This is a genomic window from Rahnella sp. Larv3_ips (assembly GCF_003697865.1).
In the GTDB taxonomy this organism is placed as follows: domain Bacteria; phylum Pseudomonadota; class Gammaproteobacteria; order Enterobacterales; family Enterobacteriaceae; genus Rahnella; species Rahnella rivi.
Genome location: NZ_MJIB01000013.1, coordinates 56,823 through 72,533, shown reverse-complemented (window position 1 = coordinate 72,533; position 15,711 = coordinate 56,823). Strand labels below are relative to the sequence as shown.

General features: G+C 52.7%; 14 protein-coding genes and 1 pseudogene. 7 read left to right on the top strand and 8 right to left on the bottom strand.

Annotated features, from left to right (window positions below; translation table 11 throughout):
- Positions 1-24: 24 nt before the first annotated feature.
- The 3 genes and pseudogenes from ED901_RS16210 to ED901_RS25565 form a co-directional block, all read right to left on the bottom strand.
- Positions 25-1,389 (bottom strand): phosphomannomutase CpsG, encoded by a 1,365-nt coding sequence (locus ED901_RS16210; protein ID WP_122096526.1) that lies wholly within the window; start codon positions 1,387-1,389, stop codon positions 25-27.
- A gap of 54 nt (positions 1,390-1,443) precedes the next feature.
- The gene (locus ED901_RS16205; RefSeq protein WP_240993951.1) at positions 1,444-2,244 is read right to left on the bottom strand and encodes a substrate-binding domain-containing protein; all 801 of its coding nucleotides are present in this window, start codon (positions 2,242-2,244) and stop codon (positions 1,444-1,446) included.
- A 96-nt stretch (positions 2,245-2,340) separates the two neighbouring features.
- Positions 2,341-2,454: pseudogene (locus ED901_RS25565) on the bottom strand (helix-turn-helix domain-containing protein); the annotation flags it as partial.
- A gap of 292 nt (positions 2,455-2,746) precedes the next feature.
- On the opposite strand from ED901_RS25565, the gene ED901_RS16200 reads away from it, so the two are divergent.
- The 6 genes from ED901_RS16200 (at position 2,747) to ED901_RS16175 (ending at position 9,282) form a co-directional block, all read left to right on the top strand.
- Positions 2,747-4,009: an ABC transporter substrate-binding protein gene (locus tag ED901_RS16200; RefSeq protein WP_122096524.1), complete on the top strand. Its 1,263-nt coding sequence runs from the start codon at positions 2,747-2,749 to the stop codon at positions 4,007-4,009.
- A gap of 4 nt (positions 4,010-4,013) precedes the next feature.
- Positions 4,014-4,883 carry a carbohydrate ABC transporter permease gene (locus ED901_RS16195; RefSeq protein ID WP_122096523.1) on the top strand — a complete coding sequence of 290 codons (870 nt, stop codon included), beginning with the start codon at positions 4,014-4,016 and terminating at the stop codon, positions 4,881-4,883.
- A gap of 91 nt (positions 4,884-4,974) precedes the next feature.
- Positions 4,975-5,760, top strand: coding sequence for a carbohydrate ABC transporter permease (locus ED901_RS16190; protein ID WP_122096574.1), 786 nt, complete (start codon positions 4,975-4,977; stop codon positions 5,758-5,760).
- A 12-nt stretch (positions 5,761-5,772) separates the two neighbouring features.
- Positions 5,773-7,323: an alpha-amylase family glycosyl hydrolase gene (locus ED901_RS16185; RefSeq protein ID WP_122096522.1), complete on the top strand. Its 1,551-nt coding sequence runs from the start codon at positions 5,773-5,775 to the stop codon at positions 7,321-7,323.
- A complete protein-coding gene (locus ED901_RS16180) occupies positions 7,310-8,371 on the top strand; it encodes a glycoside hydrolase family 130 protein (RefSeq protein ID WP_122096573.1) in 1,062 nt (353 codons plus the stop codon). The genes ED901_RS16185 and ED901_RS16180 overlap by 14 nt, the downstream gene beginning before the upstream one ends.
- Positions 8,368-9,282 carry a DUF1861 family protein gene (locus tag ED901_RS16175; protein WP_122096521.1) on the top strand — a complete coding sequence of 305 codons (915 nt, stop codon included), beginning with the start codon at positions 8,368-8,370 and terminating at the stop codon, positions 9,280-9,282. Before ED901_RS16180 ends, ED901_RS16175 begins: the two co-directional genes overlap by 4 nt.
- A 59-nt stretch (positions 9,283-9,341) precedes the next feature.
- On the opposite strand, the gene yigL is transcribed toward ED901_RS16175, so the two are convergent.
- Both yigL and pldB read right to left on the bottom strand, forming a co-directional pair.
- Complete coding sequence (gene yigL / locus ED901_RS16170) at positions 9,342-10,151, bottom strand: sugar/pyridoxal phosphate phosphatase YigL (RefSeq protein WP_122096520.1); 810 nt, start codon at positions 10,149-10,151, stop codon at positions 9,342-9,344.
- 47 nt (positions 10,152-10,198) lie between these two features.
- Positions 10,199-11,191 carry a lysophospholipase L2 gene (pldB, locus tag ED901_RS16165; protein WP_122096519.1) on the bottom strand — a complete coding sequence of 331 codons (993 nt, stop codon included), beginning with the start codon at positions 11,189-11,191 and terminating at the stop codon, positions 10,199-10,201.
- A gap of 122 nt (positions 11,192-11,313) precedes the next feature.
- Between pldB and rhtB the strand changes: the two genes are divergently transcribed.
- Complete coding sequence (gene rhtB, locus ED901_RS16160) at positions 11,314-11,934, top strand: homoserine/homoserine lactone efflux protein (protein ID WP_056772238.1); 621 nt, start codon at positions 11,314-11,316, stop codon at positions 11,932-11,934.
- 64 nt (positions 11,935-11,998) lie between these two features.
- Here rhtB and rhtC read toward each other — a convergent pair whose 3' ends face one another.
- The 3 genes from rhtC to pldA form a co-directional block, all read right to left on the bottom strand.
- Positions 11,999-12,628 (bottom strand): threonine export protein RhtC, encoded by a 630-nt coding sequence (gene rhtC / locus ED901_RS16155; RefSeq protein ID WP_056772241.1) that lies wholly within the window; start codon positions 12,626-12,628, stop codon positions 11,999-12,001.
- Positions 12,629-12,667: 39 nt separating this feature from the next.
- Complete coding sequence (gene recQ, locus ED901_RS16150; protein WP_056772243.1) at positions 12,668-14,500, bottom strand: ATP-dependent DNA helicase RecQ; 1,833 nt, start codon at positions 14,498-14,500, stop codon at positions 12,668-12,670.
- Between the two features lie 178 nt (positions 14,501-14,678).
- A complete protein-coding gene (pldA, locus tag ED901_RS16145; RefSeq protein WP_122096518.1) occupies positions 14,679-15,557 on the bottom strand; it encodes a phospholipase A in 879 nt (292 codons plus the stop codon).
- Between the last annotated feature and the right edge of the window lie 154 nt (positions 15,558-15,711).

Here is a 15,711-nt window from a genome sequence, read left to right as displayed (position 1 = left end):
CCAAAGGGAGCGCGATACGAGGAATTACTCCCCTGCCAGCGCCAGCAGTGCCCGGGTACTTTCGGCAAGTAACGCCGTGGAGTGACGGGTTTCAACATTGAGGCGTAAAAGCGGTTCCGTATTGGAAGCGCGCAAATTAAACCGCCACCGTTCGAATTCCATACTCAGCCCGTCAACGACGCTGACCGTCACGGCCTGGCTGGCATAATGCTCACGCACACGGCGGATGGCTTCTGCGGGCTGGCTGACGGTGAGATTTATCTCGCCGGATACCGGGAAAAGCGCTTTACGGGCGGCAATCAGACCGGACATTTTCTGGCCGGATTTGCTGAGATGTTGCAACATCAGCAAGGCGGGGATCATTCCGCTGTCGCAATAGCCAAAATCGCGGAAATAGTGGTGCGCGCTCATCTCGCCGCCGTAGATGGCGTTTTCGCTGCGCATTCTTTCCTTCATAAAGGCATGGCCGGTTTTTGTTTCCACCGCGATGCCCTGACGGGCGGCGACAATGTCGCGGGTATTCCAGATCAGGCGGGGATCGTGAATGATCTTCTCGCCGGGCGAGTGTTGCAGAAACTGCGCCGCCAGCATGCCGACGATGTAATAGGCTTCAACGTAGTCCCCCTGCTCATCAAAAATGAAGCAGCGATCAAAATCGCCATCCCACGCAATACCGATATCCGCCTGATGCAGGCGTATGGCAGCCTGAGTGGCATGGCGGTTTTCAGGCAGCATAGGATTCGGGATACCGTGGGGGAAGGCGCCGTCCGGCTCATGGTGAATTTTAATCAGGGTCAGCGGGATGTTGCGCGCCTGGAAGGCCTGCTCCAGCGCATCCAGCGTCGGGCCAGCTGCGCCGTTGCCGGCATTCACCACCACACGCAGGGGGCGCCCAAAAGGCAACGTTAAATAACTGAGCAGGTGATCAAGATACGCGCTGCGGTTTGAACATTGCTGATAAAAACCGGCCTGCGCTGTGACAGAGAAATGATGATTTTCGGCCAGAGCCTGAATCTCATGCAAACCGTTATCGCTGCTGACCGGCCTGGCATCCCGGCCAACCAGTTTCATGCCGTTATAATTGGCCGGATTATGACTGGCCGTGATCTGGATGCCGCCATCCGCCCGAAAATAGCGGGTGGCAAAATAAACCTCTTCACTGCCGGTCATACCGATATCGATCACGCCGACACCCTGATCGCGCAGCCCGCACGCGACGGCCAGTTTGAGAGACGGTGAGGTCAGGCGAATATCATGGCCGAGCACCACCCGTTCAGGGTGATAAAAATGGGCAAAGGCGCAACCGATGCGGTAAGCAATATCCTCGTTAAGTTCGGTGCCAAGAATGCCGCGTATATCGTAAGCGGTAAAACACGTTAATAAGGCCATATTTCATCCTGAAAACAGACATAATTACTTTCGTCTTTATGGCCCCGCCGTATATCAGGTAGAGCCACGTATAATTAACGTAAATTCGAGATCGTGGTGAATGTTTTTCTTTCCCTCCAGCAACAGAGTGGCGGCAATCTCTCCTTTTTTAACCGGATCCTGCGCCACGGTAGTAAGCGCAATCTCATTATCTGACCGGGGAATATTATCGAAACCGGTAATAGCGATGTCTTGCGGAATACGTAACCCGGCTTTACGACAATACGTGATTGCGCCCAGCGCAAAACGATCTGACAGGCAAATTAATGCCGTTATCTTCGGGTTACTTTTTAGCAATGTTTCCGCGGCCATTTCTCCAGATTCTTCATGGTGGGTGGTTTCACAAAGAAAACATTTATCCAGATTAATATTCCGGCTCAGAAACTTATCCACACAGGATTTCACCCGGGTGATCATGACATCATTATCCCCGGTTATCTCTTCACTTAAGGGATTAACGCCCTTACGACCCTGCAATGAAGGGAAAGAAATAATCCCAAATTCGCGGTGGCCTTTTTCAAGCAGATGCTGGCAAACCTCCTGCATCGCCTTGTAGTTATCAATGGAAACGCTGCTGTGCGGCGGAATTTTAAAATCAGTCGTCACTACAGGCAGATTCTTCGACAACGCCTTGGCGATAATGTGATCGTTATTGTGCGTGGCATTCAGAATATAACCATCCACCGCCGTATTGATCACACCGGCCAGCGCTCCCTGGCCGTTATGCAACGGAATCAATATGATACTGACCACTTCCCGGTCGCATTTTGCGGCAATCCCCTGCATCAGCTGTACGTCATGGCTGTCCGTAAACACATAACTGAGTGTGTCATTAAAAATAATCCCTATGGCATCCGACCTGCCGGTGCGCAATGCGCGCCCGATATTGTCAGGTCCGTAAAAGTTAACGGAATGCGCATAATCTATTATTCTTTTTCTTAATGATTCAGATAACTTCCCCGGATGATTAAATGCATTAGATACCGTGGTGTGCGTGACACCTAATTCTTCGGCAATTGACTTCAATGTTATCTTGCGCAGTTTAAAAACTCCAAAACGCTTTTAATAATGGAACAGAGCCCGGCTCAACTTTATCAATTCAACAATATATACTCACAGAAAAAATACTTTTGCAACGGACAATGACAATAAAGTTTAACGTTAAACAAAATCATTTATGTGACCGCTATAACGTTTATTTATTGAATGTCCATGCTAGCGTTTAAATAGAAATCCATCCATAAAATAATAATATGAATACTCTGCAAGTATAATTGTGGATTATTAATTACAACCTAATGAAAAAAGGAAATAAATAATGAAAACAATGAAACTGGCTGCGTTTGCGGCTATAGCGTTATTGTTATCAGGTTGCGGGCCTGAAGAGAAAAATCAGCAGAGTATAAAAATGTGGGTTGCGCCCAATGTCACTCAGGAAGTGTATTGGGGAGAAATCGTCAAAGAATGGAACAGTAATCCGGCAAATAGAAAAGTGGAATTCACGCCTATTCCCGCGGCGGGAAGTTCCGAAGAAGCGATTATGAATGCGCTGGCATCCGGTACTGAACCGGATATTTCCACCAATATATTTATCGGCTTCGCAAGACAGTTAACTGAACTTAAACAGCTCAATGATTATTCCAAAATGCCAGGGTTTCAGGCGCTCGTCGAAACCCGTCACATGGGCAATGCGATGGCTTCGTGGAAGTTCGACGGGCAGCAAAACGTCATTCCAATTTATATCAGCCCGATAGTCTACTGGTGGAGAAGCGACCTTCTGGCTGACTATGGCTTCGATCACGTACCGGTCACTTATGACGAGATTTACACGCTGTCGGAAAGGATGACGCAGAGCCACAAAGGCTACAGCCTGCAAATCACCAGCGGCAAAAACTGGTGGGATCGCTGGTTCGACTTTGTCCCGTTGTATTACGCCGCCTCACAGGGCAGCCCTTACATCCAGAACAACAAAGCCACCTTTAATAACGATGCGGGCCTGCAGACCCTCACTTTCATCAACAAAATGTTCGCTAACAAATGGACCAGCTACGACTTCACCGCGTCTGACGATCCGCTGGCGGCAGGTACCGTGCTAGGTGCCGTGCGCGGACCATGGGATATCGATCGCTATCAGAAACAATTCCCTGAGGTGCTAAAAACCATCCGTATCGGCCAGATGCCGACACTGACCGGAGACGCTGAGGCGGCCACCATGGCTGACAGTAAAGGGATGGTGATGTTCAGCACCTCGAAGGTCCAGCCCGATGCCTGGAAGTTTATTCAATGGGTTTACAGCAATCCGAAAAATGACCTGCGCTGGCTTGAGCTGACCGGGATGCCGCCGGCGCGTGAAGATCTGCAAAGTAACCCTGTCTTTAAAAGCTACCTGCAACAGCATGAGTTAGTGAACGCTATTGCCTCTTTCGTGCCGAAAGCGGTTCCTCCGGCACCGATCACCAAAACGGTCGAAGTCCAGCGGACAATGACCCAGATGATTGAAAAGTTAGTGTTTAAAAACAGCCCGATCCCCGAGGTCATTCAGGCGTCTTCCCAAGAGATCGACAACACGCTGGGGCAGTAAAGCGATGATCAAAATGAAAGAGTCATCACTCGGAGGCCTTTTGGCCTCCGGTTACCTGGGATATTCGCTGGTATTCTGGTTTTATCCTTTTATCTGGCTGGCCGTGCTGAGTTTTACCGACTGGAAATTTATTGGCACACCGTCGTTCAACGGCGTAAAGAATATTATTGCCGTTATGCAGAACCCTTTATTCTGGACATCAATTTTTAACGTCTTTAAGTTCCTCCTTTATTACCTGCCGATAGTGTTTATCTCCTCATTATTATTCGCGTTCGGATTGCGGAAAATTAAATATGGTAAAGCTTTCGTCGCACTGAGTTTTTTACTGGCAAATGTCTCTTCCGGCGTGGCGTACTCTATTGTTTTTTCCAAACTGTTTAGCGAAACCGGACCGGTTAATCATTTCCTGATGACGTGGTTTGGCATAAATGTACCCTGGTTTACCCACCCCGACGTGGCAATGTTATCCATCGCGCTCATTGTGACCTGGAAGTTCGTGGGCTATTACGGCCTTATTTTTTACTCCGGGCTTATCACCATCCCGAAAGATATTTATGACGCCGCCGAGCTCGACCGTACGTCCGGCGCTGGCAAAATATGGCATATCACACTTCCTCTGATGAATGCGCAGATCGTGATGGTACTGGTGTTAGCCATTACCGTGGCATTCAGTATTTTCACCGAGCCTTATCTCATCACCGGCGGCGGTCCGCTGGAGAGCACCACCACGCCGATGGTGGTGATGTACGAAGCCGCATTCCGGCAGATGCAACCCAGCTGGGCGGCCACCATGTCCATCATTGTCGCCCTGTTCAGTTTCTCTTTGATCTGGGTCGTGCGCCGGTGTCTGGAAAAGAAAATCGAGATCGTATGATGAGGACAACCCTGTGGAAACGTTAAATACAGCACCTGCCTTAACGCATCGCCAAAAAATAAATATCCGTTCTGTGGTGATCCACCTGTTAATGTTTGCTCTGGCATTAACCTGGTTATATCCCTATTTATGGATGTTGATCGGATCGTTTAAGAAGACATCGGACATTTATACCACGGCACTTTTTTCCGGCCATCTGTCGCTGGATAATTATTCCTTTCTTTTCGATGGTACAAATAAAGCGGAAAAACCGTTTCTGCGCACCTTATTTAACTCTATATTCATCACGCTGACCATTACGGTCTGCGTCACATTAACCTCCTCTTTCATTGGTTATGCACTGGCAAAAATGGAATTCAGAGGACGGGATATTTTTAAAAACCTGCTGATTCTGCAAATGGTGTTTCCCGTATTCATGTTTATCATTCCCCACTTTGTATTAATCCGTCAGCTGGGCATGATTAATTCCTACGGCGCACTTATTTTGCCTTTCGTGATGAATGGCTGGGGGATATTTATGATATCCCAAAGTTTTAAAGGCACACCGAATGACTATATTCATGCCGCGAGATTAGATCACGCCGGTCTGATAAAAATCCTGCTCCACGTCATGCTGCCGCTCAATAAATCTATTCTGGCTATCGTCGCGATTTTTACGTTTACCAGCGCCTGGGACAATTTCCTCTGGCCGCTGATTGTCATGCAGGACGTCAACAAAATGCCGCTTTCCGTTCTGCTGGCGACATTCAGTAAGTCGTATGGCATTTACGTCGGGCCGGTGCTGGCGGGGTCAGTGGTGCAAACCCTGCCGATCGTAGTGTTGTTTATTCTCTTCAGGAAGCATTTCCTGGAAGGGATGTCGCTTTCACTTAAATAGCAGGCATGAAGGATGAATAACCTGAAGACATGGCAGGACCGGGTATTTTATCAGGTGTATTTGCCGTCGTTTTGCGACGGCAATGCGGACGGATTGGGCGATTTTCAGGGTCTGATTTCAAAGCTCGATTATCTGGCGGATCTGGGCATCGGCGGCATCTGGGTTACGCCGTTCTATCCCTCTCCGCTGGTGGATAATGGCTACGACATCAGCGATCACTGCGCCGTTGACCCGCGCTTTGGCACACTGGCCCTGTTCGATGCGCTTATTTCCGCCTGCCATCAGCGAGATATTTTGCTGGTGATCGACGTGGTGATCAATCACGTCTCCGATCAGCATCCGTGGTTCCAGGCGGCGCTCAGTCACCCCGACAGCCCGTTTCGCGACTTCTTTTTCTTTCGTGAAAAAATCAATAACTGGACCTCGTTCTTCGGCGGTCCGGCCTGGACGCAGGAACCCGGCGGAACCGCCAGTTACTACCATAAATTCTCGCCCCAGCAGGTTTGCCTGAACTGGTCGAATCCTGCTGTTGAGCATGAGATCAAAAAAATCTTCGATTTTTGGATCGCACGCGGCGTCGATGGCTTCCGTTTTGACGTCATTAATTTTCTCACCACCGACGGCATCGGTGAAGACCATCCGCCCGCCGCACCGGATGCAGAGCCGCCCCACGACAACGATATCAATCAGCCCGGCGTGCTGAATGTGGTCAGGAAACTCTGCCAGCACATCCGCGAACGGGGTGAGTTTTTACTGATTGGTGAAGTGGGCAGTGACCTGTTACCGGTGATGGCACCTTATCAGGGGCCAAAACTGCTGGACGTGGTATTCAATTTCAACCTTGGCAGCCAGAAACGCTTCGATATCGCAGCGATCTTCGCCGAAATGAAAGCGATGGAAGCGACACTTTCCGGATTACCGACGCTCTTTTTCTCCAGCCATGATATGTCACGCATGATCAGCCGTTTTGGCGAATCACACCGCGATGTTTCGCGCGCCGTGGCCGTTTTCGCCCTGCAAATGACCGCCAGCGGCCTGCCTTTTATCTATCAGGGTGAAGAGATCGGCATGACCGATTTCATCCCGCAGAGCGTGCAGCAGATGCGGGACATTCAGGGCATCACGCAATATCAGGCCGCAATTTCACGGGGCATGGACGAGAAGCAAGCGCTCACTTACGCATTACCCTTCTGCCGCGATGCCTCCCGTTTGCCCGTTCCCTGGACGCCTGCGGATGCCGGTGAAGGGCAAATTAATGTTCAAACTGAGAGTAAGCACTCACCATCAATTCTGAACACCTATAAGAAGCTGATTAAATTGAGAAATTCTCATCTCTCTCTTCAGCGTGGCCGCTATGAGTACCTCACATTGTTTAAACAATGCCTGATATTTCGCCGCTTTCTGGCCGGGGAATGTCTGGAAGTGATGATCAATTTTGGCGCGCCGGTCGCCAACGTAGGCTGCGGCGATGGCAACCCCGTCTTGTTCGGCACGGATGCACCGCTGCTGGAAAAAAACGCTATTCTTATCAAGAAGGTAAACCATGAAAATGATCCGAAGTGATAAAAACCCGCTGTTAACTCCCGCCGATGTGGTGCCGTCTCAGCCCGGCTGGAAAGTGGATTGCGTGTTTAACGCGGGCGTTTGTGCGTATCAGGGGGAAACCCTGCTGCTGCTTCGCGTGGCAGAAAGCGTGATATCCACCGACGCCAACTGTCTGGAAGTGCCGCTGTTGCTGAATCAGCACAACGTCTGGCAGGCAGGCACCAAACGTTTTTACCGCGATGACCCGGCTTATGATTTCAGCGACCCAAGAATGATTGCGCTGAAGGCTGACCCTTCGGTGATCTGGCTGACCTCCATGTCGCATCTGCGTCTGGCGCGCAGTACGAACGGCGAAGATTTTGTGGTGGATGCTCAGCCATTTTTGACCGCCGATACGCAATACGAACAATTTGGCTGCGAAGACCCGCGCATTACGCTGATCGACGGCATTTTTTACATCAACTATTCGGCCATTTCGCCTTACGGCATTTCCACCGCGCTGGCCACCACCCCTGATTTTGTGACCGTGGAAAAACAGGGCGTGATTTTCTGCCCGGATAACCGTGATGTCTGTTTCTTCCCGGAAAAAATCAACGGCAAATATCAGGCGCTGACCCGCCCTTCGCCGAAACATTTCGGAAAGCCGAAGATCTGGATTTGTGAGTCTCCGGACATGCTGCACTGGGGCAATCACCGGCATTTATTGGGCAGCGCGTCCGGCGACTGGGATGCGCTGAAACTGGGCGGCGGCGCACCGCTTATCAAAACGGCGCGCGGCTGGTTGCAGATTTACCACGGCGTGGACAAAGATCAGCGGTATTGCCTCGGCGCGATGCTGCTCGACCTGAATAATCCGTTCAACATCCTCGCCAAATCCTCCGTCCCCCTCTTACAGCCGGAAGCCATTTACGAAAAAGAGGGATTTTTTGGCAACGTCGTCTTTACCTGCGGCGCGCTGCTGGAACGGGACGTGCTGAAAATCTACTACGGCGCTGCCGATGAATGTATTGCGCTGGCGACCATGCCGCTCGATGCGTTATGGGCGCATCTCGGACTGACGCAGTGAACACGATTGACGCTTTATTGCGGCAATTTCATGACCTGAAATTGCCGTTGCCCGCCGGAGAAAAAATTCAATTTTCCGGTGTGGGTAACAACGATGTCTATAACCTGACCGCGCCGTTTCGCTGCGGCGATCTTATGGTCATTGCCGCACGCGTCGAACCAAGACACTCCGAATTATCGCAGATCCGTTTTTTCGAATTTGATGGCTTGCGTCAGTGCACATTACTGCCGGACGCGCCGGTCTTCGCCTTACAGGATCCGTTTTTCACCCGTATCAACGGGGAGTTGATCTTTGGAGGAGTCTGCGTTGAAGCCGATGAAGACACCGGTGAAATTCTGCACTGGAAAACCCTGTTGTACCGTGGCGCAGATATCTATTCCCTGCGCCTGTTTTTCATCGGGCCGGAGGGCATGAAAGACATCCGGCCGGTGGGTTTACCGGATGGAAAAGTGTTGCTGTTTACCCGCCCGCAGGGGGAAACCGGCGGGCGGGGCACCATCGGTTATACCCTGCTGGATTCGCCCGACGATCTGACCCTGCACAACGTGGCGCAGGCGAGGTTATTGCACGGGCAGGTGAGTGCCGAAGAATGGTGTGGCGTGAATGCGGCTTACGTTCTTGAGGAGCATCGCGTCGGTGTGCTGGGCCATGTCGCCCGTTTTGATGCGCAAGGGCACCGGCATTATTACGCCTGTTCGTTTATTTTCAACAGCCAGACGCACCACTGTTCAGCCCTGAAAATCATCGCTGAACGCAGCCAGTTCAAACCCGGTGCCGCCAAACGCGCCGATCTGGAAGACGTCATTTTTCCCGGCGGTCTGTGCTTCACGGCATCATCCGCGCCCCGCTTATATTGCGGTACCAGCGATTGTGAAGCGCAATGGACAGAGATTGATGACCCTTTCAGATGACAGGCATGCAGAGAAGTGCCCCGGACAGGGCATAAAGCCTTGTCCGGGGGTCACGCGGATCAGATATCTTCAGACAAATACATTTTGCGCAGGTAATGCGGTACGGCGTCGTCGGCGTTGGAACCGATGATTTCTGCGTCCGGCATGGCGGCTTTCAGACGCGGCAATGAACCGCTCATCAGGCAGCCTTTACCGGCCATTGTCAGCATTTCAAGGTCATTCAGACCATCACCAAAGGCGATGCAGTCTTTCAGCGTATAACCCATCAGTTTTGATACGTACTCCAGCGCATGACCTTTCGAGACGCCGCCCGCCATCACTTCCAGGCAAACCGGCAGTGAGAAGCTGACGTTAACGCGGTCGCCCCAGCGTGCGTTGATCGCCTCTTCGAGCGGCAGCAATTTCTCGTGATCTTCACAGGTGAAATACACTTTGCAGATGCCGTCAGTTTCCAGCAGGCCCGGTTCATAGAGCTTGTATTTGAACACTGATTCGCGGAAGAAATCGTCCTGGTCGGCACGGTCGCGGTTCATGTACCAGTCGTCATTGCGATAGACGTTGGTCAGAATATCCGGGTTATTGTGCATGATACCGAACAGATCTCTGGCGATGTCTTCATCCAGATTGTGCGAAAAAATCAGATCGCCGTCGGTGTTATGCACGCGTGCACCGTTGGATGTGATCATGTACGCGCTGATGTCGAGATTGTCGCGCATCTGCGCCACATCGATATGGTGACGCCCGGTGGCGAACACGAAGTGCACGTCGCGCCGGGTCAGCAATTTCAGCGTCTCTTTCGCGAACGGGCTCAGGGTATGGTCAGGTGATAGCAGTGTGCCATCTAAATCGGAAGCAACAACATGGTACATAGCGTAGGTTCTAACCTCTGATGGAGTTGTGCGCGGCGAACCGCGGATTAATGCTGTCGCGCAAAAAAGCGCATGATAGCGTCCAGCGCCTGTGCCCGAAGGTCGTCCCGCTCGAACAGGATCTCATGGCGCGCGCCTTCAATGACCAGCGGTTTGTCCCCCTCACAAGGGTGACCCGCCACGGCCATGGCCTGACAAAAAGCAAGGTGCGACCGGTTATCGACCACGCGGTCTTCGCTTGCCTGTAATAAAAGGACCGGTGTGGTGATTTTTTCCGCTTCTTTCAGGATATGCATCCCGGCGTCAATGCCTTCACGCACCCAGTGATAGGTCGGCCCGCCGACCTGCAGTTCCGGATAATCCGCGTAATACCGCAGATTACGACGATAACGCTCGCGGCTGTGGGTCAGGCGATTCACCACAAACGGCAGCGGACGCCAGTGGCCGGTACCGAGCGCATAGCCGTCGCGGCGCACCGGACGGTTTTCCGCCCAGTTGAGGATCCGGCGGGATATCCAGCCCGGCATCGGCAAATAGATGCCGGTCATCGGTGCCAGCAGTGCCGCCGCGTCAAAACTTTGCGGGTTGTTCGCCAGATAAAGCGCCAGGATCGCACCGCCCATGGAGTGTGCCAGTGCGAACTTTTTCGCATACTGACGTGGGGCAATCTCCAGCTGATAAAAGCGTTCGAAATCTTCAACGTAATCGTCAAAGTGCTGAACGTGGCCGCAATGCGGATCGTCCAGCATGCGGCCGGAACGCCCCTGCCCGCGATGATCCACAATCATCACATCGTAACCACAGTGGAATAAATCGTAGGCGACTTCCGGGTATTTTACGTAACTTTCGATACGCCCCGGTGACACCATAATGACTTTATCATGATCGGGAGAGCAGAACCGGACGTAGCGGATCGGGACATCGTCAACGCCGTTAAACTCACCTTCCTCACGCTGCCGCCAGAAATCGAGCAACGGCCCGGTAGCAAAGGCGGAAAACTCCTTTTCACGTGTTAACCACCTTGCGTAATTCGCAGACATTCAGTTGATCCAAAATTGTTAGGCAGAGAGGAGAAAAGTGTTATTTGTGAGCTATAGCGCAAAGACAGACAATGGCGTATTGTGCCACAAAACAACATAAAACGTATTCAGGGAGTCTCGCAATGACACTGGACTGGTGGTTAACCTACCTGCTCACTACTTCTATCTTAAGTCTTTCTCCGGGTTCCGGTGCCATCAATACAATGAGCACGGGCATCAGCCATGGCTATCGTGGCGCCGTGGCGTCAATCGCCGGTTTACAGCTGGGATTATCGATCCACATCGTGCTGGTCGGTGTCGGACTGGGCGCGCTGATCTCATCCTCGCTGCTGGCCTTTGAGTTTCTCAAATGGTTTGGTGCGGCCTACTTAATCTGGCTCGGCATCTGCCAGTGGCGCTCTGCCGGGGCGATTGACCTGAACGCCCTCGCCAGCAGCATGCCGCGCCGCCGTTTATTCAAACGCGCCATTCTGGTGAACCTCACCAACCCCAAAAGCATAGTGTTTCTTGCCGCATTATTCCCACAGTTTATCATTCCTCACCAGCCGCAGGCTGCGCAATACGTGGTACTCGGCGTCACTACGGTCGTGGTCGATATCATTGTGATGATTGGTTACGCCACGCTGGCAACGCGTATTGCCGGTTGGGTTAAAGCGCCGAAACAAATGCAGTTGCTGAACCGCATTTTCGGCTCGCTGTTTATGCTGGTGGGAGTTTTGCTGGCGAGTGCCCGCAAGGTGTAAGTGTTAAGAATACAAAAAGGGTCCGGTGGTAAGCCGGACCCTTTTTTATGTGCAGAATCGCTGATTAACGGTTCACGATAAGCGCAATACCAAAGCCTGCAAATACCACGCCTGCCACGCCATCAATCCATTTCGCTAAACGCTGATACCCGCGACGCATCGCTGGCAAGGCAAACACCAGCGCGACGAGAGTAAACCAGGCCAGTGTCTCGGCGATGATCAGGATAAACAGACCCCAGCGCTCGCCGCCTGTCACGCTGTCGCCGACAAACATAGAGAATACGCTGCCGAAGTAGATAACGGCTTTCGGGTTGGAAAGATTGGTCAGCAGGCCGCGCATAAAAGTGCGTCCGTTTGCTGGCAACGCCACGGCGGTTTCAACCACTTCCGTTTCGCCCGCCTGTTTTTTAGAGCGTGCTGATTTCAGCAACTGCCAGCCCATCCAGCACAGGTACAGGCCACCGCCGACGGTGATAATCTGGTGCAGCCAGGCCATTTTTTGCAGGATCAGATGCAGACCCATCAGCGCCACTGCCGCCCATACCGCAACGCCGAGCGTAATCCCAATGACACCCATCATGGCTTCTTTACGCGAGCGGCTGGCTGCCGTTTGCGAAACAAAGAAAAAGTCCGGACCCGGACTCGCCAGCGCGATCATGTGCATCATCGCAACCATCAGGAACAGCATCAGCATGATTTACTCTCTTTATGATGTGTGGGGAATTCTTGACTGTCAGTCGTCGCCGTTATCAATGTGATCGCGGATCATCGCCATAAATGGCCGCCCGAACTTCTCCAGCTTTCGCTGGCCGACGCCGGTGATATCCAGCAAATCGCTCGGGCTTATCGGCAGATGTTCAGCCATTTCCAGCAGCGTGGTGTCGTTAAACACCACGTATGGCGGCACATTATTGTCGTCGGCCAGTGACTTACGCAGCTTGCGCAATTTGGCAAACAGCTTGTGATCGTAATTACCGCCGTACGTTTTCTGGCGGGACGGACTTTTAATTTTCAGCGTCTGAATACGCGGTACCGCCAGCTGTAACGGGATCTCTCCACGCAAAACCGGACGCGCTGCTTCTGTCAGCTGCAAGGCCGAGTGCATGGCGATATTTTGCATAATCAGCCCGAGGTGGATCAGCTGACGCACCACGCTGGTCCAGTGTTCGTTGCTGTGTTCTTTACCGATGCCGTACACCGTCAGTTTGTCGTGGCCGTATTCGCGGATACGCTGGTTATTGGCGCCGCGCAGCACTTCGACCACGTAACCCAAACCAAAGCGTTGCCCGACGCGCGCCACGACTGACAGCGCTTTCTGCGCATCCAGCAGGCCGTCGTAGCGTTTCGGCGGATCGAGGCAGACGTCGCAGTTTCCGCAGGCGTTTTGTTTGCCTTCGCCAAAGTAATTCAGCAGCACCAGACGGCGGCAGGTTTGCGCTTCGGCAAACGCGTTCATCGCATTCAGCTTGTGGCGTTCAACGTCCTGCTGCGCACCCGGTGGTTTCTCTTCCAGGCAGCGACGCAACCAGGCCATATCCGCCGGATCGTAAAGCAGTACCGCTTCCGCCGGCAGGCCATCACGCCCGGCACGGCCAGTTTCCTGATAGTAAGACTCGATGGTACGCGGAATATCAAAGTGCACCACAAAACGCACGTTGGGCTTGTTGATGCCCATACCGAACGCCACGGTAGCCACCACGATTTGCAAATCATCGCGCTGAAAACCTTCCTGCACCCGGGCACGGGTGTCGTTATCCAGCCCGGCATGGTACGCGCCGACGCTCAGGCCACGGCTTTGCAGACGCGCCGCCGTGTCTTCCACTTTGGCGCGGCTGTTGCAGTAAATAATGCCGCTTTTGCCGCGCTGGTCTTGCACGAAGCGGATCAGCTGATCGAGCGGTTTAAACTTCTCCACCAGCGTGTAACGAATATTCGGGCGGTCAAAACTGCTGACCTGAATCAGCGGATCGTTAAGCTCGAGCAGACGGACAATGTCGTTGCGCGTAGCTTCATCCGCGGTCGCGGTCAGCGCGATCACCGGTAACTGCGGATAACGCAGTTTCAGCTGGCCGAGCGCACGGTATTCCGGGCGGAAATCGTGGCCCCATTGGGAGATACAGTGGGCTTCATCCACGGCAAGCATCGCCGGATTCCACTGTTGCAGCTGTTCGAGGAAATCACCCAGCATCAGACGTTCCGGCGCGATATACAGCATTTTGATGCGGCCGGTTCGGCAGCCCGCCATCACTTCCTGTTGCTGCTCGCGGGTTTGCGTCGAGTTGAGGCAACCGGCTTCCACACCCGCCGCCATCAGCTGATCGACCTGATCTTTCATCAGCGAGATGAGCGGTGAAACCACCAGCGTCAGGCCGTCCATCACCAGCGCAGGGATTTGATAGCACAGCGACTTACCGCCGCCGGTCGGCATGACAACCAGACAATCCCGGCCAGAAATGGCGGTATTGATGATCGTTTGCTGACCCGGTCTGAATTGCTGATAGCCGAAGGTATCGCGTAATACCTGATGAGCCAGCTCTTCTTTATTTATCACTGCCGCCGTAGACACTCAATTCCCCAACTGTTCAAACCACCCGGCTAAGCCCTAAAGCCGCCGGGGCTGTACTGCAATGACATAATATACCCGAAAGGCGGCAAGCGAGGGCATCCCGCTGCGCCTGCCGGAGTCAGTGCTCCGGGGCCGGGCGCCGCCAACGCACCTGCAACCTGAAGTAAGACGGGTATTTTTACATCATATCGTTAAGCATGATACCCACACCGACGCGAGTCTGCTTGTGGTTGTAGTCAATTAATGACTCACCGTAGCCGCTGAACACTTGCGTGTAGAAGCGTACGTGCTTGGAAATCGGATAGCTCCAGCCCGTGGTTGCGCCGCCGTAGCCGGTGTTCCAGTTGTAACGGCTTTCCACGCTAAAGACGCTGTCGCCCCAGGCGTAGCCTACTTTCAGACGGTAATAACCCATGTATTTGGTGATGTCACGGTTATCGTCGTTTTCATCGCTTTCAGGAATGCGGTACCAGGGCTTGAGATCCACCTGCCAGTTACCGTTCTGCGCCATAAAGCGGGCATACACGCGGTTCCAGCTGCGGGACGTCGGGTCTGAGCGACCGTTTGACTGGTGGCTAACACCGTACTCGGCTTCACGCAGCGTCCAGCCCAGGAAATCGTAGTCCGTCGCCCACGCCAGGAAAAGCTGTGGTTCGTAATTGGTTTCACGGAAAGGTGAAGACTGGCCGCTGTTCGACAGCTGCCAGAACGATTTCTGCGTGTAGGACGCGCCAAGCACCGAGTTGTCACCGGCAATGCCGCGCCACAGCGGGAAGGCCAGGCTCAGCTGGAATGCCACTTCGTCATGACGGGCTTTATCAGCCCAGTCATAAGATTCAATGGCTTTCTTATTGATATTGCTGGTGTCGGTGTAAAGCAGATAGTTCGACTCATAAGGGTAAAGCGTAAAAGGGTTATCGTGATCCTGCAACATGCTGGCGACGATGCTGCCACGCACGGCGGGCTTATCATGCACTTCTTGTACCGTTGCTTCTTCTGCATGTCCCAGTAATGGCAACGCCAACATGGTGGCCCCGACAGCCCAAATTTTACGCATTTGTCCTCACCCTTTAGTGTTAAATAATGTTGTTAGTCTTTGTGGTTTAAAATAGCCGGCTGCCGGCCGGTATTCAGAAACTGAGAAAGCAGAGCATTTTACACACATATACATTCCGACAAGAGTATTGAATAGATTTATCGCGCACGAGGTA